The organism is Stutzerimonas stutzeri, from assembly GCF_002890895.1.
Classification (GTDB): domain Bacteria; phylum Pseudomonadota; class Gammaproteobacteria; order Pseudomonadales; family Pseudomonadaceae; genus Stutzerimonas; species Stutzerimonas stutzeri_AB.
In genome coordinates this window covers 146,744-171,992 of record NZ_POUL01000002.1, presented here as the reverse complement: position 1 = coordinate 171,992, position 25,249 = coordinate 146,744, and the positions used below count along the sequence as shown (strand labels likewise).

22 protein-coding genes are annotated in these 25,249 nt (G+C 58.7%); 15 read left to right on the top strand and 7 right to left on the bottom strand.

Features of this window, described 5'->3' with window-relative positions:
* Nucleotides 1–86 precede the first annotated feature (86 nt).
* From CXK96_RS03755 to CXK96_RS03735, 5 genes are all read left to right on the top strand, one after another.
* A complete protein-coding gene (locus CXK96_RS03755; RefSeq protein WP_102835163.1) occupies nucleotides 87–485 on the top strand; it encodes a thiol-disulfide oxidoreductase DCC family protein in 399 nt (132 codons plus the stop codon).
* A 285-nt stretch (nucleotides 486–770) separates the two neighbouring features.
* On the top strand, nucleotides 771–1,328 hold the full coding sequence (gene folE / locus CXK96_RS03750; RefSeq protein WP_102835162.1) for a GTP cyclohydrolase I FolE: 558 nt from the start codon (nucleotides 771–773) through the stop codon (nucleotides 1,326–1,328).
* Nucleotides 1,328–1,714, top strand: coding sequence for a dihydroneopterin triphosphate 2'-epimerase (gene folX / locus CXK96_RS03745; RefSeq protein ID WP_102835161.1), 387 nt, complete (start codon nucleotides 1,328–1,330; stop codon nucleotides 1,712–1,714). Before folE ends, folX begins: the two co-directional genes overlap by 1 nt.
* A 323-nt stretch (nucleotides 1,715–2,037) precedes the next feature.
* Nucleotides 2,038–2,484 carry a PAS domain-containing protein gene (locus CXK96_RS03740; protein ID WP_102835160.1) on the top strand — a complete coding sequence of 149 codons (447 nt, stop codon included), beginning with the start codon at nucleotides 2,038–2,040 and terminating at the stop codon, nucleotides 2,482–2,484.
* 213 nt (nucleotides 2,485–2,697) lie between these two features.
* Nucleotides 2,698–5,334, top strand: a complete 2,637-nt coding sequence (locus tag CXK96_RS03735; protein ID WP_102835159.1) for an EAL domain-containing protein — start codon at nucleotides 2,698–2,700, stop codon at nucleotides 5,332–5,334.
* 37 nt (nucleotides 5,335–5,371) lie between these two features.
* Here the strand turns inward: CXK96_RS03735 and hemH are convergent, their stop codons facing one another.
* Together hemH and CXK96_RS03725 are read right to left on the bottom strand one after the other, a co-directional pair.
* Nucleotides 5,372–6,397 (bottom strand): ferrochelatase, encoded by a 1,026-nt coding sequence (gene hemH / locus CXK96_RS03730; protein WP_102835158.1) that lies wholly within the window; start codon nucleotides 6,395–6,397, stop codon nucleotides 5,372–5,374.
* Between the two features lie 71 nt (nucleotides 6,398–6,468).
* Nucleotides 6,469–7,368, bottom strand: coding sequence for a TIGR01777 family oxidoreductase (locus tag CXK96_RS03725; RefSeq protein ID WP_102835157.1), 900 nt, complete (start codon nucleotides 7,366–7,368; stop codon nucleotides 6,469–6,471).
* A 180-nt stretch (nucleotides 7,369–7,548) separates the two neighbouring features.
* On the opposite strand from CXK96_RS03725, the gene CXK96_RS03720 reads away from it, so the two are divergent.
* The 7 genes from CXK96_RS03720 (at nucleotide 7,549) to CXK96_RS03690 (ending at nucleotide 14,424) form a co-directional block, all read left to right on the top strand.
* On the top strand, nucleotides 7,549–7,764 hold the full coding sequence (locus CXK96_RS03720) for a TIGR02450 family Trp-rich protein (RefSeq protein WP_102835156.1): 216 nt from the start codon (nucleotides 7,549–7,551) through the stop codon (nucleotides 7,762–7,764).
* A 137-nt stretch (nucleotides 7,765–7,901) separates the two neighbouring features.
* Nucleotides 7,902–8,864, top strand: coding sequence for a YbgA family protein (locus CXK96_RS03715; protein ID WP_102835155.1), 963 nt, complete (start codon nucleotides 7,902–7,904; stop codon nucleotides 8,862–8,864).
* A gap of 2 nt (nucleotides 8,865–8,866) precedes the next feature.
* Nucleotides 8,867–9,808 (top strand): MerR family transcriptional regulator, encoded by a 942-nt coding sequence (locus CXK96_RS03710; protein WP_102835154.1) that lies wholly within the window; start codon nucleotides 8,867–8,869, stop codon nucleotides 9,806–9,808.
* Nucleotides 9,805–11,232 (top strand): deoxyribodipyrimidine photo-lyase, encoded by a 1,428-nt coding sequence (gene phrB, locus CXK96_RS03705; RefSeq protein WP_102835153.1) that lies wholly within the window; start codon nucleotides 9,805–9,807, stop codon nucleotides 11,230–11,232. Before CXK96_RS03710 ends, phrB begins: the two co-directional genes overlap by 4 nt.
* Complete coding sequence (locus CXK96_RS03700) at nucleotides 11,229–11,657, top strand: nuclear transport factor 2 family protein (protein ID WP_102835152.1); 429 nt, start codon at nucleotides 11,229–11,231, stop codon at nucleotides 11,655–11,657. Before phrB ends, CXK96_RS03700 begins: the two co-directional genes overlap by 4 nt.
* A gap of 219 nt (nucleotides 11,658–11,876) precedes the next feature.
* Nucleotides 11,877–13,373 carry a methyl-accepting chemotaxis protein gene (locus CXK96_RS03695; RefSeq protein ID WP_102835151.1) on the top strand — a complete coding sequence of 499 codons (1,497 nt, stop codon included), beginning with the start codon at nucleotides 11,877–11,879 and terminating at the stop codon, nucleotides 13,371–13,373.
* 280 nt (nucleotides 13,374–13,653) lie between these two features.
* Entirely contained in the window at nucleotides 13,654–14,424 is a 771-nt protein-coding gene (locus CXK96_RS03690; RefSeq protein ID WP_102835150.1) for an SIR2 family NAD-dependent protein deacylase, read from the top strand.
* Between the two features lie 65 nt (nucleotides 14,425–14,489).
* On the opposite strand, the gene CXK96_RS03685 is transcribed toward CXK96_RS03690, so the two are convergent.
* The gene (locus CXK96_RS03685) at nucleotides 14,490–15,110 is read right to left on the bottom strand and encodes a glutathione S-transferase (RefSeq protein ID WP_102835149.1); all 621 of its coding nucleotides are present in this window, start codon (nucleotides 15,108–15,110) and stop codon (nucleotides 14,490–14,492) included.
* 83 nt (nucleotides 15,111–15,193) lie between these two features.
* Nucleotides 15,194–17,173: a DEAD/DEAH box helicase gene (locus tag CXK96_RS03680; protein WP_102835148.1), complete on the bottom strand. Its 1,980-nt coding sequence runs from the start codon at nucleotides 17,171–17,173 to the stop codon at nucleotides 15,194–15,196.
* A gap of 325 nt (nucleotides 17,174–17,498) precedes the next feature.
* Here CXK96_RS03680 and uvsE point away from each other — a divergent pair, with 325 nt between their 5' ends.
* Nucleotides 17,499–18,527, top strand: a complete 1,029-nt coding sequence (gene uvsE, locus CXK96_RS03675) for a UV DNA damage repair endonuclease UvsE (protein ID WP_102835147.1) — start codon at nucleotides 17,499–17,501, stop codon at nucleotides 18,525–18,527.
* 51 nt (nucleotides 18,528–18,578) lie between these two features.
* Here the strand turns inward: uvsE and CXK96_RS03670 are convergent, their stop codons facing one another.
* Nucleotides 18,579–19,169 (bottom strand): YqaA family protein, encoded by a 591-nt coding sequence (locus tag CXK96_RS03670; protein WP_102835146.1) that lies wholly within the window; start codon nucleotides 19,167–19,169, stop codon nucleotides 18,579–18,581.
* A 226-nt stretch (nucleotides 19,170–19,395) separates the two neighbouring features.
* On the opposite strand from CXK96_RS03670, the gene CXK96_RS03665 reads away from it, so the two are divergent.
* Nucleotides 19,396–21,072 carry a putative bifunctional diguanylate cyclase/phosphodiesterase gene (locus CXK96_RS03665; protein WP_102835145.1) on the top strand — a complete coding sequence of 559 codons (1,677 nt, stop codon included), beginning with the start codon at nucleotides 19,396–19,398 and terminating at the stop codon, nucleotides 21,070–21,072.
* 93 nt (nucleotides 21,073–21,165) lie between these two features.
* Here CXK96_RS03665 and CXK96_RS03660 read toward each other — a convergent pair whose 3' ends face one another.
* Nucleotides 21,166–21,441: a hypothetical protein gene (locus CXK96_RS03660; protein WP_234484575.1), complete on the bottom strand. Its 276-nt coding sequence runs from the start codon at nucleotides 21,439–21,441 to the stop codon at nucleotides 21,166–21,168.
* Nucleotides 21,442–21,643: 202 nt separating this feature from the next.
* On the bottom strand, nucleotides 21,644–22,777 hold the full coding sequence (locus CXK96_RS03655) for an aminotransferase class V-fold PLP-dependent enzyme (protein ID WP_102835144.1): 1,134 nt from the start codon (nucleotides 22,775–22,777) through the stop codon (nucleotides 21,644–21,646).
* 628 nt (nucleotides 22,778–23,405) lie between these two features.
* On the opposite strand from CXK96_RS03655, the gene CXK96_RS03650 reads away from it, so the two are divergent.
* Nucleotides 23,406–25,103 carry a glycoside hydrolase family 5 protein gene (locus CXK96_RS03650; RefSeq protein ID WP_102835143.1) on the top strand — a complete coding sequence of 566 codons (1,698 nt, stop codon included), beginning with the start codon at nucleotides 23,406–23,408 and terminating at the stop codon, nucleotides 25,101–25,103.
* Nucleotides 25,104–25,249 lie beyond the last annotated feature (146 nt).

Genomic DNA, 25,249 nt, shown 5'->3' with positions numbered 1-25,249 from the left:
CAGCTCATGCAAAGGAATGGGCGCATTGTAACTCAGGGCCTGCAGGCATAGGCTGTACAGAAGTTATACAAGTACAGGATTGTGCAATGTCTCCTAAGCTACCGCTTACGCTCTATGTCGACGGTGCCTGCCCGCTCTGCGCCCGCGAAGTCATTTGGTTGCGGCGTCATGCCACACAGGAGCGCCTGCGACTGGTGGACATCAGTTCGCCTGGTTTCGTTAGCGAGGAGCGATCGCTTGCCCAGCTCCGCGGCAAGCTTCACGCGCGCAGCGCCGATGGGCACTGGCTTACAGGTCTTGACGCGACCTACTGGAGTTGGCGCGCGGCAGGCCTTAGCAAATGGGCCGCGCCTCTGGGTTGGCGTCCGTTACGACCCCTGCTCCTGCTCGCCTATTGGCTGTTCAGCCTGGCGCGACCTCATCTTGGCTGGCTACCCCATCCCGAAGGCAGCAGCCGTTGTACCGACCGTTGCGATCCTTTTTGACACCTTGCCGCTCAGAAAAACCTCTACAGGCACAGATGCTCATGCGCGCTGCATTGTTCAGCTCAACTGCTCAGGAAACGCTACAAGACGCGGGAGATAAAGCCAGTTAAGCGGTTCAGACTCTGATCTCATGGCGCCAGGCTATTGTAATTTTCTTGTACAGATAAATTATTTGGTATAGCTTTGCCTCACCAGCGAGGCTGTACAGGCTGCTCGCCATCGACGCCTTCGCCACGACCCAAACACGTAGGGTTTGCCTACGGATGGCTTCCCAGAGGATCACCCATGAACGAACTACCCGGCCATTTTCACCAAATACTTCTGGGGGTCGGTGAAGACCCGCAGCGCGAAGGCTTGCTCGACACCCCGAAGCGCGCCGCCAAGGCCATGCAGTACTTGTGCAATGGGTACGGCAAGAGCCTCGAGGAAGTGGTCAACGGCGCCCTGTTTGCCTCGGATAGCGACGAAATGGTCATCGTCCGTGACATCGAGCTCTATTCTCTCTGCGAACACCACATGCTGCCCTTCATTGGCAAAGCACACGTTGCTTACATCCCGACCGGCAAGGTGCTCGGTCTGTCCAAGATTGCACGAATCGTCGACATGTATGCGCGCCGTTTGCAGATTCAAGAGAACCTCACCCGCCAGATCGCCGAGGCGATTCAGGAGGTGACTCGCGCAGCTGGTGTTGCGGTGGTCATCGAAGCCAAGCACATGTGCATGATGATGCGCGGGGTCGAGAAGCAGAACTCGCTGATGAACACGTCGGTGATGTTGGGTGCCTTCCGGGAGTCCTGCACCACCCGAATGGAATTCCTGCAGCTAATTAGGGGGAATCGCTAATGCCTCGTCTGGAATCCGGCATCGCCCGCATCCGCGTCAAGGATTTACGTCTTCGCACCTACATCGGCATCAATGAGGATGAAATCCTCAACAAGCAGGACGTGCTGATCAACCTGACGGTGCTCTACAAGGCCGTCGATGCGGTTCGCGATAACGACATAGACACTGCATTGAACTACCGGACGCTGACCAAAGCGGTCATCTCCCACGTCGAGCACAATCGGTTCAGCCTGCTGGAGCGCATGACACAGGAAATCTTGGACCTGGTTATGCGGCTGCCCAGCGTTGAGTACGCCGAGGTCGAGGTCGACAAGCCACATGCGCTGCGGTTTGCCGAATCGGTTTCCATTACGCTCGCTGCCAGCGGCGGGCAACGCCTCGCCTGAACCACTCCCCTCGTCAGCTGACGGGCTATCCATCGCTCGGCCGCACTTTCTACCGCCGGTACCGGAGCATCTGCTCTGCGCCAGACCCTATAGATCTGCCGGGGCCGTGCCGAGGCTCTCGGCCTATGGCGACCGCAACTTCGCAACCAATAACCCAGCCGTTTACCAGGCACTGCGGGAGCGCAACGACTGAGCGCTTTCGCAGCCACCGTTGAGGCGTCAACCGACTTGCCAACCGGCAGAACCGCCTCGCTACAAAAAGCCTTGTGCCAGCCTTCAGGTAGTTGTTCTAGAATGCCGAAAAACGCACAAGAGACACCCTGATGATCAATGCCAAACTGCTGCAACTGGTAATCGAAGCCTCCAACGACGGGATCGTGGTAGCCGAGCAGGAAGGCGACGACAATATTCTGATCTACGCTAATCCTGCGTTTCAGCGCCTCACGGGCTATGAGGTCGACGACATCCTCTACCAGGACTGCCGTTTCCTGCAGGCGGACGACCGTGACCAGCCGGGTCTTGCAGCGATTCGTGAAGCAGTTCGAAGCAACACTCCCTGCCGCCAGATTATTCGTAACTACCGTAAGGACGGCAGTGCCTTCTGGAACGAACTGTCCATTACACCTGTGTTTAACGAGGGTGATCAGCTCACCTATTACATCGGTATCCAGAAGGACGTCACCCCGGAAGTCGAAGCCAAGCAACGAGTCCGTGAGCTTGAAGCCGAAGTCCAGCAACTCCGGGAGCAGCTTGCGGCCCTCCAAAGCTAACCAGTGTGCCGCATGTCGGCCTGTGCTCCGTGGCACTTCAGCCTTCATCAGGGCTGCCGATAAGGCTGGTAGGCGCTTCAGCCTGAAGTCGCGGCAACACTTGTGACCAGAAAGTGCATTTATTGATGCAGACTGCTGGGAAAACACGAATAATTGCCATCTGCCATTACATTCCCGCCAACTTGGACGGCGGCTGAATTCAGGTCCGCTTCTTTGACTTCCTACGCTTTCGTTGAAAACGCAACGGTGCTGCTTGCGCTTTGCTGGCTGCTATCGGTTACCGCGCGTCATTGGGGCCAGAGCCACCAGATATGGGCGCAATGCACGGCCGGCATCTGGTTCGGCGGAGCCTGCATCGTTGGCATGCTGATGCCCATATCCGTCCAGGACGGTGTCATCTTCGATGCGCGCACTGTTGTGCTGAGCATGGCGGCCTTGTTTGGAGGCCCGATCGCCGCGGGTATCGCGGGTCTGGTTGCCGGCGCGTATCGGCTGTGGGTGGGTGGCGTAGGCGTCTGGGTCGGGTTGATCAACGTACTGCTACCCATCGCCCTGGGACTTGCCTACCGTCATTTCCATCGCCGCGGCCAGATCGCCGTCGGCAGCTGGCAATTGCTGATCTTTGGCCTGGTCCTGCATGGCGGTGTCGTAGCCTCACTGTTGTTGTTACCGGCTCAACTTGTCGCACCTACACTCGAGCAGGTTGCGGTGCCCATGTTGCTGGTGCTGCCAACAGCGGTAATGCTATTAGGTCTGCTATTGGCTGATCTGCTCAGACGCGACCAGATCGAACGTGCGATGCATCTCAGTGAGGCACGTTTGAGGGCGATCACTCAGGCGATCCCCGACGTGCTGTTGGTGCTTGATGAGGACGGTCGCTACCTGGAGGTGATCGCCAACGACTCGTCGCTGCTTCAAGGAGGCAGCCAAAACCTGATCGGTAAGACTGTGGATGATGTGCTCCCTCCCATCCAGGCAGAACGCTTCCGCGAACTGATTCGTGACACACTTTCAAGCGGCACACCCGGCCTGCTTGAATATTCTATCCAGACCGCAAACGGCTTGAAGATATTCGAAGTACGCGCCCAGCGCCTGCCACTGGCGCAACCGTACAAGCCAGCCGTGGTGTGTTTGAGCCGTGACATCAGCGAGCGTGCCAAAGCCGAACAGGAGCGTCGCATCGCCGCAATCGCCTTCGAATCCCAGCAGGGCATGATCATCACCGACGCCAAGAACCGCATTCTGCAGGTTAACCAGGCATTCACCGAGATCAGCGGCTACAGCGCAGACGAGGCCATCGGACAAGACACGCGCCTGCTCGCCTCCGGTCGCCACGCGCCCGATTTCTACCTGACCATGTGGCGCAGTATCCAGCAGACAGGGGCGTGGCAGGGCGAGATCTGGAACCGCCGCAAGACTGGCGAGGTATACCCCGAGTGGCTGTCGATCAGCACCGTGCTCGACGCTCAGGGCGCTGTGTCCAACTACGTGGCGGCCTTCACCGACATTACCGAACGCAAGCAAGCCGAAGAACGCATTCATAACCTCGCTTTTTACGACCCCCTGAGCGGCCTGCCCAACCGTCGCCTGTTGCTCGATCGCCTCAAGCAGGCCCTGGCAGCCACTGTACGCAGCCAGCATTACGGCGCGCTGATGTTCATCGATCTGGATAACTTCAAAAACATCAATGATCTTCATGGCCACCAGGCCGGCGACCAATTGCTCTGCATGGTGGCCGAACGCCTGAGCGGTGAGGTCCGTGGCATCAACACCGTTGCCCGCCTCGGCGGCGACGAATTCGTGGTCATGCTCGAAGATCTGGATGCCAAGGCGGAATACGCAGCAGCCCAGGCCGAGCAGATAGGCGAAAGGATTCTGTCGGCATTGGGTCAGCCTTACCGACTGGGCGCCCTGCTGCTGCACAGCAGCGCCAGCATCGGTGTGGTATTGCTGAACAGCAATGACGGGGACGCTGAAGAGCTGATGAAGCGCGCCGACATGTCGATGTACGAAGCCAAACAGGCCGGCAAGAACGCCCTGCGCTTCTTCGACCCGCGCATGCAGCAGGCTGTACAAGAACGCCTGCGCTTGGAAGACGAAATCCGCCGCGGCCTGACAGCCGGCGAGTTCGTGATTCATTTCCAGCCCCAAATTGAACGCCATCGTGGGATCGTCGGTGCTGAAGTTCTGGTTCGCTGGCAGCATCCGCAACGCGGCTTGCTCAGCCCGTTCCACTTCATCGGGCCGGCCGAAAGGGCCGGACTGATCGAGACATTGGATTTCGTGGTGCTCACCCAGGCCTGCGAACAGCTCGCCGCTTGGGCCAAACAGCCACGCTGGGCGACACTGACGCTTGCCGTCAACTTGAGTGCAAGCCTGCTCTATCAGGCCGACTTCGTTGATCGTGTGCTCGCGTTGCTCGAACGCACCGGTGCCAATCCGCGACTGCTCAAGCTTGAAATTACCGAATCCCTGTTGCTCGATGATATGGAAGAAGCGGTAGTTCGAATGAGGACGCTGAAGCAGCACGGCATTCGGTTCTCGATCGACGACTTCGGCACAGGTTATTCGTCCATGGCCTACCTACAGCGGTTGCCGCTCGACCAACTGAAAATCGACCAGTCGTTCGTTCGTCAGCTGGTCGATGACGTCAGCAGCCAGACCATCATCCGTGCCACCTGCGCTCTTGCCTCCGGGCTCAATCTGGAAGTGATCGCCGAAGGGGTCGAGACGGAAGAGCAGCGGTCACTGTTGGTCGCCAATGGTTGCGACATGTTCCAGGGTTATCTGTTCAGCCGTCCCGTGCCGCTAGAAGCGTTCGAAGCACTGGAGCTCGACCCCGTGGCGTGAGGGTCGCATTCGCTTACCTCACGCCGAGATGGACCGCTTACAGCGCCAGCGGGGCCCGGCGACACAGGGTGGCCAGCGCCTGCACCCACTGCTCATGGGTATTCAGGCAAGGGACCAGCTGTAGATCCGTACCACCAGCCGCAACGAACTGTTCGCGGCCTCGATCACCGATTTCCTCAAGCGTTTCGATGCAGTCAGACACGAACGCCGGGCACATCACCAGCAACTTCTTCACGCCTCTGGCCGCCAGCTCTTCCAGCTGCGCCTCGGTATAGGGCTCGATCCACTTGGCACGCCCCAGTCGTGACTGGAATGACACCGACCACTGTTCGGGTTGCAAGCCGGCACGCTCGGCAAATGCCGCTGCGCTCTGAATGCACTGCGCGCGGTAGCAGCTGGCGAGCACCGCGCCTTCGGCACGCTGGCAGCAATCATCGGTTTTCAGGCAATGCGCGCCGGTCGGATCCGTCTTGCGCAAATGCCGCTCAGGCAAGCCGTGATAGCTCAGCAGAAGGTGGTCGAACGATTGTTCCAGGTGCGGTTGAACACTCGCAACCAACGCCTCGAGATATTCCGGCTGGTCGAAAAACGGCTGCAGAATGGACAGCTGAATGTCGAGGCCGCGTTCGCGAATCACCCGCCGTGCCTCTTCAATGACGGTGGTCGTGGTGCTGTCCGCGAATTGTGGATACAGCGGCGCCAGAGTGACCTGCCTGATGCCCTGCCCTGCCAATTTCAAGAGCGAGCGCTCAATGGACAGTTCGCCATAGCGCATCGCCAGCTCGACCGGGCCCTCTTTCCAATACGGCCGAACAGCGTCGGCCAGGCGTTGGCTCAGCACCACCAGAGGTGATCCTTCCGGCCACCAGATGGACGCGTAGGCATGTGCCGACTGTTCCGGGCGCTTGATCAGGATGAGCGAGACCAGCAGCCGGCGAACGGGCCAAGGCAGGTCGATGACATATGGGTCCATCAGAAACTGATTGAGATAGCGGCGAACATCGGCCACTTCGGTGGACGCCGGAGAACCCAGATTGACCAACAACAACGCCTGCTCGGACATGCACATTTCCAACTACTGATTTAATGGATCGCGCCGCACCCCTGGGTCGCGACGCTATTTTCACACAGCGGTCACGCCTTGCGCAGGTCTGCCAATGCCGCATCCAATGTCACGAAACGAAACTGAAATCCTGCGACCTGCAATCGCAACGGTCGCACTTTTTGTCCGCCAAGGATCAGCCCGGAAAGTTCGCCCAAACCGACCTTCAAGGCCAGCGCAGGCACCGGCAGTATTGCCGGACGCCCCATGCTCGCTGCGAAGGCTTTAGCAAACTCGGCATTGCGTGCCGGCTGTGGTGCGCACGCATTGTAGGGGCCGCCTGCTTCGGGCTGGTGAAACAGAAAATCTATCAGGCCGATCTGATCGTCTATGTGAATCCAAGGCATCCACTGACGGCCATTGCCCTGTCTGCCGCCAAGCCCAAGCGCGAACAGCGGCCTGAGACGTTGCAGAAAGCCGCCTTGAGGTGCCAACACCAAGCCGGTCCGGATCAGGACCACGCGAATGCCCAACGACTCCGCTCGCATGGCACTCTCTTCCCACGCAGCACACAGCTGGCTAGCGAAATCGTTGGTAACCGGACTGTCGTCCTCGCTCAGTTCCCGCTCACCACCGTCGCCATACCAACCGACCGCCGAGCCGGAAATCAGCACACTGGGTTTCTGCTGCCGTGTTGCAAGCCATTCCACCAGCTGCTCGGTCAATTTGATGCGACTGTTCCACAGCAGCAAACGACGGGACTTGGTCCAAGGCCGATCGGCAATCGGTGCACCTGCCAGATTGATAACTGCATCGAGCTGGACCTGGTCCAGTTCGCGAAGCTCGCCAATGCCTTTTACCGACTCGCCGCAACGCTCCGCAACCTGCTCGGGTGACCGACTCCAGACCCAGAGCCGATGCCCCTGTGGCAACCAGTGTTTACACAGCGCCTGACCAATCAGGCCAGTCCCGCCGGTGAGCAATATGTTCATTGCAGCCTCCGCATCTCAGCTGTGGGCCCGCACCGATGACTCAGCGGGCTGCTACATTCTGATGTTACACCTATACAGAAATCAAATGCTGTATAACTTGGTAATGCAAGCGTAGTCTATGTACAACTACTCAACAGGCTGCCAATGCTCTTTTCAGTCTTTTTCCGGTGTCCGGTCGTTATGAATCGATTCAATCCAGACAAACTGCTGCTTTCCAAGTGGACGTCCACTACGCCCCAAAAAAAGGAAAAGCACTTCCTCATCACGGAGCTGTTACGGGATGAAAACGGAGTTCTGCTGCAAGTTGAGCTTCAGGCTGTCCTCACTCAACGAAGCCAGTGGATCGACTGGCAGGTCCTGCGCGACGATCAGCAATGGCTGTTCGGGTGGCGTTAAAGTAGGCGCTTAGCAGGCAGCATCAGCTGTCTCACGGAATCTTGTACATGCAGTATTGACTTGTACAAGTAACCACTTATGATGGCCTCATATTGTACAGAAAACCTTACCTGTACAAGTGCAGCGAGGTCGATCACATGCCTAATAGCTCTCGTTCCCCTATCAAAGTCGGTATCAGTGCCTGTCTGCTGGGCAGCCCGGTGCGTTTCAATGGCGGCCATAAGGAATCGCGCCTATGCAGCGAAACGTTGGCCAGGCATTTCGAATTCGTGCCGGTCTGCCCTGAGGTCGCCATAGGTCTCGGCACGCCACGTGAGCCAATCCGCCTGGTCGGTGATCCCGATAGCCCTCGTGCAGTGGGCACCGTGCACCCGGAGCTGGACGTAAGCGAAGCCCTGACTGCATACGGCAAGCAGATCGCTCGCGAACTGAGCGATATCAGCGGCTATATCCTGATGCAGAAATCCCCCTCCTGCGGGATGGAACGGGTCAAGGTCTACCAAGCCAATGGGCATCCTATCGACGGCGGCGGCACCGGCCTGTTTGCCCATGCGCTGATGGAAGCGCGACCGGACCTGCCCATCGAGGAAGACGGTCGGCTGAACGACCCCGTACTGCGAGAAAATTTCCTCACAAGAATCTTTGCCTACGCCGAATGGCAGCGTTTGCTCGAAGCCGGGCTTACCCGCAAGGCACTGGTCGAATTTCACTCGCGTCACAAGTATCAGCTGATGGCGACCAACCCTGGGCAATACAAAGCCCTCGGCCGGATGGTCGCAACGGTGGGCATAAAGCCGCTCGATGAGTTCGCACCGATCTACTTCAGCCAGCTGATGGCCGCGCTCAAGACCACCGCATCGCGCGGCACCCACAGCAATGTGCTGCAGCACCTGAGCGGGTACTTGAAGAACGATCTTTGCGGCGACGACAAGCAGGAACTGCAACGCCTTATCAGCCAATACCGCGAGGGCATCGTGCCGCTCGTCGTACCGATGACATTGCTCAAGCATCACTTCCGCCGTCATCCGGATCGCTATGTGGCCAGCCAGGTATATCTGCAGCCGCACCCCGAAGACCTCAGCCTGCGCAACGGCATCTAGACATGACCCTGACTGTTGATGACGACATCGATCTGAGCCGTGAAGACGGCTGGTTCCCGATCAGGGAAGTTGCGCGCGTCACCGGCGTCAATCCGGTCACGCTGCGGGCCTGGGAACGGCGCTACGGGCTGATCGTGCCGCGTCGCACACCCAAGGGCCATCGGCTCTATGACGACAGCCACGTCAGGCGGATCCAGAGCATTCTCAAATGGCTGAATCGGGGTGTAGCCGTCGGCCAGGTCAAGCAGTTGCTGGATGCTCGCCAGAGTCTCAATCTGAACGAGCACAGCCCATGGGGCGGTCTGCATGACCAGATATTCCTGGCCGTCACCGAACTCTCCGAACGACAGCTCGACGACAGTTTCAACCGTGCGCTTTCGCTGTATCCGCCATTGACCTTGTGCAAGCACCTGTTGCTGCCACTGCTGCTGAGCCTCGAACAACGTTGGACCAGCTCTTTCGGCGCAGAAGTCGAGCGTGGATTGTTCTGTTCGTGGCTGCGAACCAAACTCGGCACTCGCATCTATCACAGCAACCGTCAGCATGGCGGCGCACCGCTGCTGTTGACGACCCTGTGCGATCAGCGCTTCGATCCGGGGCTGTGGCTCAGCGCCTGGCTGGTGTCCAGTGCAGGTTGCGCTGCCGAGGTGATCGAGTGGTCTGTACCACTGGCGGAACTGCCACTGGCCCTGGAGCGAATCAAGCCGCGGGGTCTGCTGCTGTATGCCAGCCAGTCACTGGACAGCGGCTACCTCAAGCGGCATCTGCCCCGGCTGGCCGACCCGGAAAACATGCCGCTGCTGCTGGCGGGGCCGGCAGCCAGCATTCACTTTGCTGAACTGCGTGACATACCCGGCCTGACCCTCGCCGTTGACCCGCTCGCCGCGCTCGAAGCCCTGCAGGCTGGGTCGCTGCTTGAAAACCCTAAAGGGTATCTGGAATGAACCAGCTTCTCTGGCTACGCACCGACTTGCGCGTCAGTGACAACAGCGCCCTGGCAGCCGCGATGAGCTCCGGCCCCACGGTGGCGCTCTATCTGATCACGCCGGGCCAATGGCATGCCCATGACGATGCGCCTTGCAAGGTCGATTTCTGGCTACGCAACCTGGCTGAGCTGTCGCTACGCCTCTCAGAACTGAACGTTCCGTTGCTGATTCGCACCGTTCAAGACTGGCAGGCAGTGCCCGCTGTGATCGCCGACCTTTGCGGCACCCACGAGATCGGCACCCTGCATGTCAATGACGAGTATGGAGTGAACGAGCAGCGCCGTGACGAGGCAGTCGCCGAAGCGCTTCGGAAAACACCCACAAGCATGCGACGCCACCTTGATCAGCTGCTGTTTGCACCAGGAACTATCACTACGTTGTCGGGTGGCTACTTCAAAGTCTTCAGCCAGTTTCGAAAGGTGTGCTATGCCCGGCTGGCAGGGTCACTTCCCGCGTGTTTACCCGTTCCGGATCGCCAGGCATCGCTGCCGATTGCCAGCGACTCGGTACCGCAGACAGTCGATGGATTCGCCCAACCCAGCGATTATCTGCGCTCGCTGTGGCCGGCAGGCGAAGACTTCGCCCAGCTGCGCCTCGCCCAGTTTGCCGAAGACGACCTTGCAGACTATCAACAGCGTCGTGACTTCCCTGCCGAGCCTGGTACCAGCCAGATTTCTGCCTATCTGGCTGCCGGCGTCGTTTCGCCTCGGCAATGTCTGCATGCTGCGCTGAGAGCAAATCGCGGTGAACACGACAGCGGCAATCCAGGTGCCGTCACTTGGATCAATGAGCTGCTCTGGCGCGAGTTCTACAAACATATCCTGGTGGGCTATCCACACGTCTCGATGGGTCGAGGCTTCCGGCGAGAAACCGAAGCCCTGCCCTGGCGTCACGCACCCGATGAGCTGGCTGCCTGGCAGCAGGGCCATACCGGTTTTCCGATCATCGACGCGGCAATGCGCCAGTTGCTGGCGACCGGCTGGATGCATAACCGCCTGCGCATGATCGTCGCCATGTTTCTGAGCAAGAACCTGCTCATCGACTGGCGTGAAGGTGAGCGGTGGTTCATGCAAAACCTGATCGACGGCGACCTCGCAGCCAACAATGGCGGCTGGCAGTGGAGCGCCTCGACGGGAACCGACTCGGTGCCCTATTTCCGACTGTTCAATCCGCTCAGTCAGTCTGCCAAGTTTGACCCGGACGGCCGTTTCTTGCGGCGTTGGCTGCCTGAGCTGGCCGAGTTGGACAAACGCGCGATTCACAACCCTGCGAAACTCAACGGTCTGTTTGCTGCCGTCGATTACCCGACACCTATCATCGACCTGCCGATGAGCCGTGACCGCGCGCTTACGGCCTTCAGGCAACTGGGGGAGGCGCTGTGAGCGGCTTTCTGCAGCAATTCTCGGCCAACTTCGCCCAGCTTAATGCCCATAACCTCGACCGCCTGAGTGAGCTCTATGCAGAAAACGTTCACTTCACAGATCCGCTGCATGAAATCTGCGGGCTGGCCGATCTGCACGAGTATTTCGCGGAGCTTTACGCCAACGTCACTGCCCTCGACTTCGCCTTCTTCGCCTTCGACGAGGTGCGCGAAGGCGAAGGCTATCTACGCTGGATCATGAGTTTTCGTCACCCCCGCCTCAACCAAGGCCAGCTCATCAGCCTGGAAGGCTGCACCATGCTGCGCTGGGACGCTGCAGGCAAAGTGGTGCGTCATCGCGACTACTTCGACGCGGGCGCCCTGCTTTATCAACACGTTCCCGTCGTTGGCTCGATGATTCGCTGGCTGCATCGCAGGATCGCGTGAGCCCGACACGAAGCTTCTGGCTCGTCCCACAGAACCAGCCTACCCCGCACCGTTGAGCGTCACCGACGTGCCTTGTCAACTGGGTTAAGCGCCCTGCCCTAAAGCACCCCCGCTTGTTTAAAGCCACACGTTGCCGCTGAGGCGATGAACGGTCTGATAGCCAGTTCAAGCCCAGCCGATATAGCGATGCGCGCCCGAGCGCTTTACGAGAGACACTCTATGAGCAACACGACCATCACCATGCAAGACCATTACCGCAAGGCCGACCGCATCATGCTCGGCGTGCTGTGGTTTCTCTTCGTATATGCGCTCGGTCTGGCTGCGATGAGTGGCAGCTGGGCACAGGCCTTCGTCATTGGCGGCGGTACCGCCCTCGCCATGACGGTGCTCAACGCACTGATTGCCGGCGAGCGGTTGATGCGTTGCCTTATCGGTGCGGCGTTCATGGTCATGTCAGCGCTGCACATCAACCAGGAACACGGCATGCTGGAAATGCACTTCGGCATCTTCGCCCTGCTCGCGTTTCTGGTGTACTACCGGGACTGGCTGCCCATCGTCGTGGCTGCTGCGACCATCGCAGTGCATCACCTGACGTTCTTTGCGCTGCAGCAACAAGGTGCCGGTGTGTTTTTGATGCCTGAGGGCAATTGGGGCGAGGTCTTCCTGCATGCGTTTTATGTGGTGCTTGAGAGTGCCATCCTCATCTACCTGGCGGTGCGCGCCAATGCCGAAGCGCGCGAAGGCGAGGCATTGCTCCGCGCTGCGGCAGAGATCACACGCAACCCCGAACGGATCGACCTCAACCAGCGCTCTGCTGCCAGTGGCCCTGTGGGCGAGCGGTTCAATCACTTGCTCGATCAACTGTCCGAACTCGTCAGTGCCGTGGTAGCGGATGCGCGCAGCCTCGACGGCACGGCTGGCAGCCTGAACACCGCCACCCGGCAAATGCGTAATGGTGCTGACCTGCAACTGGGTGAAACCGCACAGATGGTCGATGCGATGCAGCAGATGTCGACCGCCATCGAGGAAGTTGCCGGCCACGCCGATCGGGCCTCACAGGCGGCACAGGCTGCAAACGCGAAGGCGGGACAGGGGCGCCAATCGGTCCTGACCAGCCGTGAGGAGATCACCCTGCTGGCGCACCGCATCGACGGAACCGACGAGGTCATGCAAGACCTGGCCGCACAGTCCGAGCAGATCGGCCGCGTTTTGGAAGTGATCCGCAGCATCGCTGAACAGACCAACCTCCTGGCCTTGAACGCCGCTATCGAAGCCGCTCGGGCCGGGGAGCAAGGTCGAGGGTTTGCCGTGGTTGCCGATGAGGTGCGTAACCTCGCGCAGAAAACGGCGACCTCGACCCGCGAGATCCAGGAGATCATCACACGCCTGCAGCAGAGCAGCCGAAAAGCGGCCGATTCGATGCAGGACAGCAGACTGAGCGTGGCCCGCTGCGTCGACGACAGTCAGAAAACTACGGTACTGCTGGAATCCATGGCGCAGGAAATCGAAGCCATCAGCCACATGAATGAACTGATAGCCGCTGCCACCCATGAGCAAACCGCGGTCTCTGCGGATATCGCCAGTCACCTGCAGAGCGTTCAGCAGATTGCCGAACAGAATGCCGTGGATGCGAGCCAGCTGGAGCAGGACAGTGCCGGGTTGAGTGCACTGGCTTCTCGACTGGGCACACTCAGCGGTCGCTTCGCCATTCGTTGACCGAATCCCTTAGGGCCCAATTGAACACTGGCGCCCTGAGGCTATCACTTGCTACGCCCTCGCGGAGTTGCGCTTTCACTGAAACATCAGGCAGACATGCTCCCTGTTGTAGCGCATCAATAAGTGGCATGTAACAAGTCTCCAAAACATCCCAGGGATGGAGCTTGAACAGTCGAAGTAGCCGAGCAAGACCTGGGAGAAATCGCTGCCGCTGGTGTATCGGTATCCTCAGTGGTATTGATCGATGCCCGTTTAGCCGCTGATGCAAAGGAGTCAGTCTATGATCCCGGACCCACTGCTCGACGCGCTGCACCGTGCAAGGCACGTTGTGGTTTTTTCAGGCGCAGGCGTGTCAGCGGAAAGCGGCATTCCGACATTTCGCGACTCGCTCACCGGCCTGTGGGAACGCTTCGACGCCGCATCGCTGGCTACGCCAGAAGCCTTCCGAGCTGACCCGGCTCTGGTCTGGGGATGGTACGAGTGGCGGCGCATGAAGGTGCTGCAGGCTCAGCCGAACCCCGCCCACATGGCGATTGCCGAATTGGCTCGGCACGTCCCCCATCTCACGCTCGTCACCCAGAACGTCGACGATTTGCATGAGCGAGCCGGCAGCACCGACGTTATCCATTTGCACGGCAGCCTCCATCAGCCTCGCTGTTTCAACTGCGGTGAACGCCCGGACACATCGCCAACCATGCCGGACGAGCCCGAAGGTGGCCGCCGTCTGGAGCCGCCACGCTGCGCGGCATGCGGTGGTCAGCTGCGTCCAGGTGTGGTCTGGTTTGGCGAAAGCCTGCCAACTGAGGCGTTGAACACCGCTTTCGCTGCCGTGCAATCGTGCGACCTGCTGATCTCCGTCGGCACGTCTGGGATGGTCTACCCCGCCGCCGAGGTTCCGGGCTTGGCCTGGCGCGCCGGTGCTGTGGTCGTCCACGTCAATCCGCAACCCCAAACCGATCACAGCGAGCGGGAATTTGCGTTGGCCGGGCCGGCTGGCGAACAGTTGCCACTGCTGATCAGGCAGGTTTTCGGTCAGGCGACCCCGGGGTGACCGACGATTGAATTACCTACAGGTTCCACCGCTGAAGCGTCTTCAACAGGCCCGGGCGAACCGCATCATGTCAATGGCGTAACAACAGCGGTCTGATACGCCCTACGCTGCTGAAGCCGTTCATACCAGGCCTGCAGGTGCGGCAGGTCAGGACGTTCGATAGGCATCTCGAACCAGGCATAGGCGAAACAACCCAGCGGAATGTCACCCATGGCGAACGACGCGCCGGACAGGTAGGGTTGTACCGACAGTGTCCGGTCGGCAATCGCCAGCAACTTGCCGCACTCCGCTGTTGCGGCGTGCACCGCAGGCATGTCGCGCTGCTCCGGCGCGGTGCGCACCATGTTCCAGAACACCGTGCGAAACGGCGCAGCCAGGGACGAGGTGACCCAGTCCATCCACTTGTCAGCCTCGGCGCGTTGCGCCGGATCGACCTGCCACAAGATGCCCTCACCGTACTGCGCCGCCAGATAACGAACGATGGCGTTGGATTCCCACAGCACCAATTCGCCATCCTCCAGGCAAGGCACCAGCTGGTTGGGATTCTTAGCAATGTAGTCCGCCTCGCCAACCACCCCGAAGACTCCGCCGGCATCGACACGGGTGTATTCGATATTCAGCTCTGCCAGGCACCAGAGTGCTTTTTTCACGTTGGTCGAGTTCGTCCGGCCCCAAAGTTTCAGCATTCGATGTGCTCCAGTGCGTCGATATCGGATTTAAGCGCCCTCACCCTAGCTTCTGACGGCTATCGGCCGCCAGTCCGCCTTACTCACTGCGCCTTGCAATGGTCGGCTAGCAGCCGCGTTGCGCCCTGGACTTTGTGGGTATACCAGAACACCCGGCTAACGCCACGGGTGATCGCCACGTAAGCTAGGCGCAGGCTCTCGTCGGCCATCGCCTGGTCATAGCTGTTACGGAAGAAACCTGAGTAGGCATACAGCGCGTTTCGCAAAGGATGGCGCTCGGCCGGCAGACAATCATCGACGATGATCGCGACCTCGGCCTGCAGGCCCTTGGCGCGATGAATGGTGTAGGTCTTGACCGGCAGCTTGCGGTCCAGCTGCGCCTCGATGGCCCGCAATGGCTCGTTGCGCCGGCTGAGTACCAGCACCGCGTTGCGGTCAGCATTCGGGCGAGCGGCAACATGTTCGCATTGGGCCTTGATCTCGCGGATCAGCTCTGGCAGCCGGCTCTTCACATCGAAGCGGGTTACCAGTTTTACGCCATGATCGCCCTGTTGCGTCGCCTTGGCCGCCTGGCTGACCTTGGTCTGCTTGAACGTCACCCCGCTCAACACGGCCTCGCCATCGCGGATGACTGGCTCGATTGAACGGTAGTTGGTTTCCAGCATCAGCACCCTGCTCTTCTTCGATGCGCCGCGGCCAGGGAAGTATTTGTCGAAATCCATGAACAACTCCGGCGAACTGCCGCGCCAGCCGTAGATCGACTGCCAGTCGTCGCCAATGGCCATCAGGCTGACGGCCTCGCCCTGGCTCGACAGCGCACGGTGCAGCGCCTGCAGCCACTGAACGATCTGCGGTGAGATGTCCTGAAATTCATCGATCAGCAAGTGGCTGAACGGCGTCAATGCTGCTGACGACACACTGCGGTCAGCCGCCGCAAGACGTTGGGTCAAGGCTTGGAACGCACCGTTGAAGGTGGTCAATCCCTGAGATGCGAGCAGCGCCTGGAAATGCCGCCAGAACAGCACCAAGGCCTCGCTGAAGGCACGTTCCACCGACGAACCCTGCAATCGGGCGGGTTGCATCTGGTCGATGCGAATACCGATGCTTTCGATAAACCCGGCTTGCGCGTAGAACGCCTCGAACAGCGGCGCTGGGGTGAACTCGCCGGCCAGCTTGAATACGTCCAGAGGCGCCTTGGGAGCGCGCTTTTTATCGTCTGGTGATGGCAAGCGCAGTAGCTCGTGCACCAGCGTGCGAAAACGATCCTCTTCGGCATAGCAGGTCTGATAGGCCTGTTTGAGCAGTCGCTGTTGTGCCGGCCGCATGCGTGAAGCGGTCAGGGGGTTATCCAGATCTAGAGGCGAGGCACCCTTTTCGTCCAGTTGCTCGAACCAGACCGGCTTGCCCAACACGTCCCTGGCCATTGCTGCCATGGCCGAATGGAACGTCCTCACGCACTGCCGCGCACTAGCGGGATCGAAATCGAAATTCCAGAATCCCAACACCCGGATCAGCTGTTCGCGCAGTTGAGTGCAGGATGCATTAGTGAAGGAAATGACGGTCAGCCGTTCTGGCGCGATGCCCAAATGGCAGAGCATGAACACCACACGCAGCACCAGGGTGGTGGACTTGCCCGAGCCGGCGCCCGCGAAGATGCGCGTCACTGGGCTGTCTCCAAGGATCATTGCCCATTGCTCATCCGACGGCGCGCAGATCACGCCAACCTCTACCGCGCGACCGACACGAAGACGCATTGCCTGAATCTGCTGCTCATCGACCGTCAACTTAGCCGGCCCATAAATGCCTTCACTGGCCGGCTTGCGAGCTTTTGCGCGGGGCTTGGCTGGGGTAGCTGTCCCCGCAGGGGACTTGGTCGCACGGCCGATCTTCGCAGCTGCAGCTGACTTTTTGCTCGTACGAGGCAGCGTCTGTTTGGAAACGGCGTTCGGCCAGCGCCGCACTAACAGCTCCTCTTCCGACTGAAAATAAGCGGAGGTACGAGGGAAACAACGCGCCAAGGCACCCGACACCAGGAGCTTGTAGCGCTTGACGGCAGAAAACATTGAAATAAACAACCAAGGCGTCAACAGATGGTTGATATGTTACGGGTTTTTCGTCGCTGACTGATGGCCGACCGAGTAATGGTCACGTCGACCAGCAGCCAATTATGCGCGGCTGCCTCACCTTATTTGCGGGGCGATGACTCGACGCTCCTGTGCACGGACCGAAATACGGATGCGACTATTGCTGCGCCACTGGACTTACAGATCACGTTCGGGCCGCAGCGGTCGACTGTTCATCAGAGGCAGGGCACCTGCCGCAGTGTCCGAGTACTAAACAAGACAGTCATTTGTAGCGGCTACACCAGCCGTCCGGCATAGGTCATTTATGTACAAAATCGGTTTCGCCTGCATGTACCGTCATCCCGGCCACAGCGAGTCGCTGAAGGAGCTGGAAGCCATCGAACGCGCCTTCAATCCTCGCTCGACCACGCTGCGCTGGCTCAACAGTGTGTCGCAGGACGCGGCGCGCGAGAAGCTGAACGGCATCATCGAACACAACCTGGCCGCGCAGTTGCGCTTGCTCGAATACGTCGAGACCTTGCCACCACCGCTGCGCATGTTGCGCCTGAGCAGCGACTTGCTGCCGTTCTACAGCCATCCGGAAGCAGCCGACTTCTACCGTCAGGCCGAGGTGCAAGCGGCGACGGAGAAAGGCTTTGCCCTGATTGGCGAGCGCGCACGAGCAGCCGGCATTAGGCTGTCGCTGCACCCGGGTCAATATTGCGTGCTCGGCTCGGACAAGCCTCAGGTCGTCGAGAACAGCCTGGCCGAGTTCGAATATCACGCCGACATGATCCGCATGATGGGCTTCGGTCGGCAGTTCCAGGACTTCAAATGCAACGTGCACATAGCCGGTCGCCTGGCCGGCGAAGGCATCCGCACGATCTGGCCGCGACTCTCCACCGAGGCGCGTAATTGCATCACCTTCGAGAACGAGGAAAAGACCTACGGCGTCGACGACTGCCTCCAGCTTGCCGACCTTGCGCCGGTGGTGCTGGACATCCACCACTGCTGGATCAATGAAGACCGGTATATCGACCCACAGGACCCGCGTGTGGCGCGCATCATCGACAGCTGGCACGGTGTACGGCCGACCATGCATTACTCGCAGCCGCCGGAAAGCCTGATGGAGCTGGGATTCAACGTCGATGAGAAACTGGAAATACCGGCGCTGCTGGAAAAGGTCAGCAAACGTGACCTCTACAGCCACAGCAAACGCATGTGGAATCGCTGGACCAACCTTTATGCGCGTGAATTCCTCGACCGGTTCGACATGATGTTCGAAGCCAAGGACAAGAACCTCGCCACGCTGGACTACTACCGCGATTATCTTGAAACGGCCAAAGTCGAGTAGTCGCCACCGCGGAGCCAAAGCGCTTTTTTCAGCTCTTAAAGACGCAGCGCCTCAGCCGCCCCACTTGAACCATGCCCACACACCAAACAGCACAAGCCCGGCAATGCCTATGGGCTTGGCATGTCGATTCCAGATATCCAGGGCCGCCTTGCCCGCCACCTCTATCAACAGCGCAAGGCCGAAATAACGAGCCCCTCGGGCGAGACAGGCAGCGGCGAGAAAGAGAACGATGGGATAGGCGCTGGCGCCCGCTACGAGCATGGCGATCTGAAACGGTATAGGGACAATCCCGATGGCCAGGATTGCCATGAAACCGTCTTCCTGGAACTGCTTGTCGAATTCCTCGTACGCAGCCTCACCGCCAAAGAGCCCGACGAGCCTGTCGCCCCATTGATCCATCGCGAACATACCGAGGTAGTAACCCAGTGTGGCTGCGGTCAGGTTCCCTGCCAGCGCGACCGTCGCGATTCGCCATTTACGGTCCGCGTGGCAAAGCATCCAAGGGATGAGGATGACCTCGATCGGGATGGGGATCAGCAAGGTTTCCATCATGGAGGCTAGGAATAGCAGCGTCATCGCGTGACGTGACTTGTCGAGGCGATCAAGCCAGGCGCGTGCGGAGGTCAGGTTGGCTTGGGACATGAATGACGGGCTCGTCGTGGCTTAAAAATAGCGGGTTGATGAGCTAATCGGACTCGCCGACTAACGACCCATTCCAACCTATCGGAAAACAATGTGGGGGCATTGGTTCGAGAAGGCTGCCTATATCCGACCGTAACGCTGCACTTTTCCAAAGGCGTCGAGTCAACTAGTGCAACGGGCCACCTTCGAGCCCATAAGTGCGTAGCAGCCTTGCACGGATTAGTAGATGACAAACGATAAATACCGCACTGCAGTAGACGCTGCTGCTATTTATTCGGAGACGGACCTCCACGGCATGATCACGTATATCAACGATCAGTTTTGCGCCATTTCTGGCTACAGCCGTGAAGAACTGATCGGCGCCAACCATCGGCTGCTCAACTCCGGCCATCATTCGCCCGAGTTTTTTCGCAACCTCTGGCGCACCATCGCTGACGGGCGAATCTGGAAGGGCGAGATCTGCAATCGTCGCAAGGACGGCTCGATGTACTGGGTCAACAGCACCATCGTGCCGATCATGGACGACATGGCGTCGCGTGTAGAAAAGTACATTTCCATCCGTTTCGATGTAACGGAAAAGCAGGAGCTCCTCGAGGCCCTGCAATGGCGCGCCTCCCATGATGTGCTCACCGCTTTACCCAACCGCGTATATCTGCACGATCGAATGCATCAGGCCATCGCTGCCGCCCATCGCCATCAGCGTTCACTTGCGGTGTGCATACTCGATCTGGATGGTTTCAAGGCAGTGAATGACCGCTTTGGACACGCCATCGGCGACATGCTGCTTGTTGAAGTCGCCAATCGACTGACTCGTGAGATGCGCACCGAAGATCTGCTGGCGCGTCTGGGCGGTGATGAGTTTGTCCTGCTGCTTGACCAGGTCGACGAGCTACTTCTGCCCGCCGCGCTACAGCGGATCCTTGACGTGATAGCTGTTCCTTTTCACATCGATGGCAATTTGCTCAACGTCGCGGGCTCGCTCGGCGTCTCCATATACCCGAAAGATAACGAGGGCCCTGATACCTTGCTACGCCATGCCGACCAGGCGATGTACGAGGCCAAGCAAAACGGGCGCAATCGATACCGTTTTTTTGATGTCTCGATCAGCAACGAGACCAGAGCAGCGTTTCAAACGATTGAATGTATGCGGCATGCGCTGGAACGCGACGAGCTCGAGCTCCATTATCAGCCAAAGGTCAACCTGCGCAGCGGCACGGTGACGGGTTTCGAAGCACTGCTGCGCTGGAACCATCCGGCACGGGGAATTCTCCTGCCGGACACCTTTCTCCCCGCAGTCGAGCGCACTGACTTGATAATTGATATCGGGGAGTGGGTAATTGATCGCGCGTTACAGCAGATCGAGTCATGGGCGGGTGAAGGCCATCACCGGCCGGTCAGCGTAAACATCGCGGCGCGGCATTTCCAACTTCCCGATTTCGTGGAACGGCTGCGAATTTTGCTCGGACGACATCCCAGCGTTTCGCCGCATTACCTTGATATAGAAATCCTAGAGTCCACCGCAATCGACAACCTCGAGCATGTCAGCCAGTGCTTGATCGACTGCCAGAAAATAGGGATCACCTTCTCTCTGGACGATTTTGGTACCGGCTTCTCTTCGCTCAACTATCTCAAACGCCTACCCGCGCAAACCATAAAGATAGACAAGTCATTCATACGCGACATCCTCCATGACAAGGAAGACCTGGCGTTATCCGAGGCAATCATCAATTTGTCACGTACCTTCGAGCGTGAAGTCATTGCTGAAGGCGTCGAGACGAGCTTGCAGGAAAGCATGCTGCTTGGATTGGGCTGCTACCTGGCTCAGGGTTACGGCATTGCAGCGCCAATGCCGGCCCACGAGGTTACAGAGTGGGCGGCCCACTACGAAATTAGCCATAAGTGAGGCAGCTAAGCTGGCAAATGGACGGCGACAAGAACAATAGCGGAGGGTTTTATCCTGCGCGAACCGCACGGGTCGGCGCAGGAGGGCAGGTGGTCAGGAATTCCTTAGTTGAATGTCATGCTCCCGACGTCTGGCCAACATGTCTGCAGCAACGAGCGCCAGTAACGGCAGCACGCCGACCTTGAGGCCCAGCTCCCATGATCCAAGGAACCCAATCAGTACCGCTCCTACAACAACGATGGCAGCAACGCAGTGTGCGCAAAAGCGCCATAACTCGAGTGCAACGACCTGAGCATTCTGGTTGTTGGTCATAGTTAGCCCCTCTTTCTTGTTGTAATAAGCTTTGTACAATTTCAGCGTAGTCAGCATAACGGCTCGTGCAAACACAATTTTGTTTCAAGAATGTGTCTATCTCGCAGGTTCCAGCCGCTTAACCCCCTCCCAACGACAGTATTCACGAGGCCTCCGGCACGCGTAATGGGTAAACAACTGGGCCGCGAATCGTTATTGACGCCTTTTGATTGCTCGACGAGCGGTCTTTATTCTTCCGGACCGCTCTTATAGCCTTGACCTAGACGGGAACGATCTCATTGAGCGCGCGCTGCAAGATATTCAAAGTCCGATCGATATTTTTCAGTTTTTCAAGACCAAATAGCCCCATGCGGAAGGTCTGGAAATCCGCTGGCTCGTCGCACTGTAGGGGCACACCCGCAGCAATTTGCAGCCCCTGCGCCGCAAACTTGCTACCGTTCTTGATGCCTGCATCGTCGGTGTAGCAGACCACTACGCCGGGCGCTTCGAATCCTTCGGCAGCCACACTCTTGAAGCCCTGCTGAGCCAGCAACGACCGAACTCGCTGACCGAGTTCCAGTTGCTGTGCACGAACGGTTTCGAAGCCGTAATCCCGTGTCTCCAACATGACGTCGCGAAATCGCGCCAATCCGTCGCTTGGCATGGTCGCGTGATAGGCATGACCGCCCTGCTCGTAGGCCTGCATGATCTGCAGCCACTTCTTGAGGTCGCAAGCGAAACTGCTGCTCTGTGTCGCCTCGACGCGTGCCTGGGCAGCCTCGCTGAGCATCACCAGCGCGCAGCAGGGTGACGCGCTCCAGCCTTTTTGTGGCGCACTGATCAGCACATCCATACCGCTTGCCTGCATATCCACCCACAGCGCTCCTGAGGCGATGCAGTCCAGCACAAACAGCCCCCCCACCGCGTGTACCGCATCGCTGACTGCGCGCAGGTAGTCGTCGGGGAGGATGATCCCGGACGATGTTTCCACGTGCGGAGCGAACACGAGGTCCGGCTTATTGGCGGCGATGCTGGCGACGACTTCGTCTATTGGCGGTGGCATGAAAGCAGCTTGCGCCGCCTGATCCACCGGTCGAGCTTTCAGCACCGTGGACTGCGCCGGAATGCTGCCCATATCGAATATTTGCGTCCATCGATAGCTGAACCAGCCGTTTCGGATCACCAGGCAGTTGCGGTCATGCGCAAGCTGGCGCGCAACAGCTTCCATTCCGAAAGTACCACTGCCGGGCACCACTACAACCGAGTGGGCGTTGTAGACAGATTTCAGTGTGGTGGATATGTCGTTCATGACGCCCTGGAACGACTTGGACATGTGGTTTAGCGATCGGTCCGTGTAGACAACTGAATATTCGATCAGTCCATCGGGGTCGACGCGGGGATATAGCTCCGACATGAGTTCACTCCGTAGATAGAAGCCTGGCTTCGACCCTGCCCGAAGCATCAGCGCTTTACAAGCACAACCAAAACCCTTCCTCAACGTAGCCACAAACGCGCGAACTGCGTGAGCGCAAGCCTCGCTTCGGGTGGCTTATCCGTGTACCGATTCGCCATGAACTTCACCGGCCTGCAGATAGTTCAAAAATAATGATGCCGTTTATCGGATTATCTCTGCCGCCTGAAGCGAGACGGCGTTAACGGCGAATTCAAAAAAATGACGCCACTATTACTGCCGCCTTTATAGCTAGGGGCTTCCAGCCCTTCTCGAAATCCGGTAAGCATGGCATTTGAACATCAAATTGATATCAAGCTTATAAACTGACTGTTTTTTGACGACTTATACAAGGCGCTTAATGTTTTAGCGATATATGAAATAAATTATAACTATCCAAGCGGAACGGGCGGCCTCGCAAGCCCATTTCGCTTACCCATTGGTTCGTTCTGTTTGTGGTATCCGCCTGCCTTTGCAGCGCCGCTTATTGATCAACCTCCCCCTGTCACTTCATCGAAACCTGCGTTTCGATGTTCATGATCACGGTGAGCCGATGTTTACCTCGTTTGTTTCTAAGGCCTGCAAAGGGCCCATGTCCACAATTGCCCTGTCCGCGCTTTTTGCTTTGGTCCCTGTAAGCGGTCTATACGCCGCTACCACCCCGACTACGGGCGTCTCAACCGTCTCCTACTCGGCGCTGATTAATAAATTCACCAACAGCTACTGGCTGAACGGCTCCTGGCGCGCCTCGGCTGGGGTATCGGTTGCCGCGACCCAGCAGAATATTGCCGCGTTCAAAGTCGGCACCGCGGTGCGAACGGCAGATGGACAGATTCGAACTGTCACCGCGCTCAAACCCGCCAGCGGGGCGCTGACGGTGTTCATGAACGGTCCGGTGCTCAACGGCAATCTGGTCGGTTATCCCAACAGGCTCCGCGTGAGTACCGTGGCGAGCACGCTGCCCATGCCAGTCGAACAGAGTCCAGCTCCGGTTTCCGCTCCGAGCCATGCGGCGCTTATCAACAAGTTCACCAATAGCTACTGGCTGAACGGCTCCTGGCGGGCGTCGGCGGGCGTTTCGGTCGCTGCGACGGCGCAGAACAAGGCGGCCTTCGTAGTAGGCGCATCGGTACGCACGGCCGACGGTCAGGTGCGCACCATCACCTCAGTGAAGGCTGCCAGCGGCGCGCTGTCGGTATTCATGGATGGTCCTGCGCTTGACGGCAATCGTGTTGGGTACCCTAACAAACTGAGCCTGGCTGCAGGGCCAGCTCTTCTGCCGGCCGGATCTTCGCCGATAGGCAATGTAACGCTGCCAGCAATCGAGCCTGTTCAACTGGTCGGTGTTGCCCTGTCCGGGGCCGCCTTCGGTCCTTCTGTTTTGCCGGGCAAGCACGGTACCAATTACATCTATCCTGCCGAGTCCTATTACAAGAAGTACGCCGAACAAGGCCTGAAACTGGTCCGGTTGCCATTCCTATGGGAGCGCATCCAACCCCGGCTGGACACTGAACTCGACACCGCGCAACTGACATTGCTTACCCAGTCACTCGACTTTGCCCACAAGCACGGCGTCAAGGTTGTGCTGGACATGCATAACTACTATCGCTACTACCGCCAACCGATCGGATCCGAAACTGTATCGATCCAGTCGTTCGCCAATACCTGGAAGCGTATCGCGCAGAAAATCGGCAATCATCCGGCACTGAGTGGTTACGGACTGATGAATGAGCCAAACACCAAGGGACTTTGGCCCCAAGCGGCGCTGGCCGCCGCGAAGGAAATCCGCAAAGTTGACCGCACACATTGGATCTACGTGGCTGGCGACCGCTTCTCAAGCGCCTGGCATTGGCCGCAATCCAACACCCAGCTGATCGCAGATCCCTGGATGCGCGATCCGAAGAACAAACTAATCTTCGAAGCTCACATGTACCTGGACCGGGATACCTCGGGCATGTACGCCGACAAGACCGAAACCTTTGCCCCGGAGCTCGGCATCAATCGCGCCAAGCCTTTCGTGGACTGGCTGCGGACCAACAACCTGCGTGGTTTCATCGGCGAGATGGGCGTGCCCAACTACGCTCCCGATGCGATCGTCGCGATGGATAACCTGCTCGGCTACCTACGCGAGAACTGCGTTCCAATGACCTACTGGGCCGGCGGCCCATGGTGGGGCAACTACATTCTTGCCCTCGACGTAGCAGGAGGCGCGGAGCAGCCCCAGTTGGCGGTGTTGAGAAAGCATGCCGCGACGCCGAACAGCTGCGCGGCCATTGGCGAGCCGCTGTAACAGCCAGAGATAACCGTTCCAGCGAAGGCCTGACACGTTTTGCGTGTCAGGCTTTTTTGTGGGCTCCTTTTACTCAGCGCTTCCTTAACACTGCCGCTCTCTCCCCGTTCTCTCCAACACATAACAAGCGGAACCAATGAAGGCAT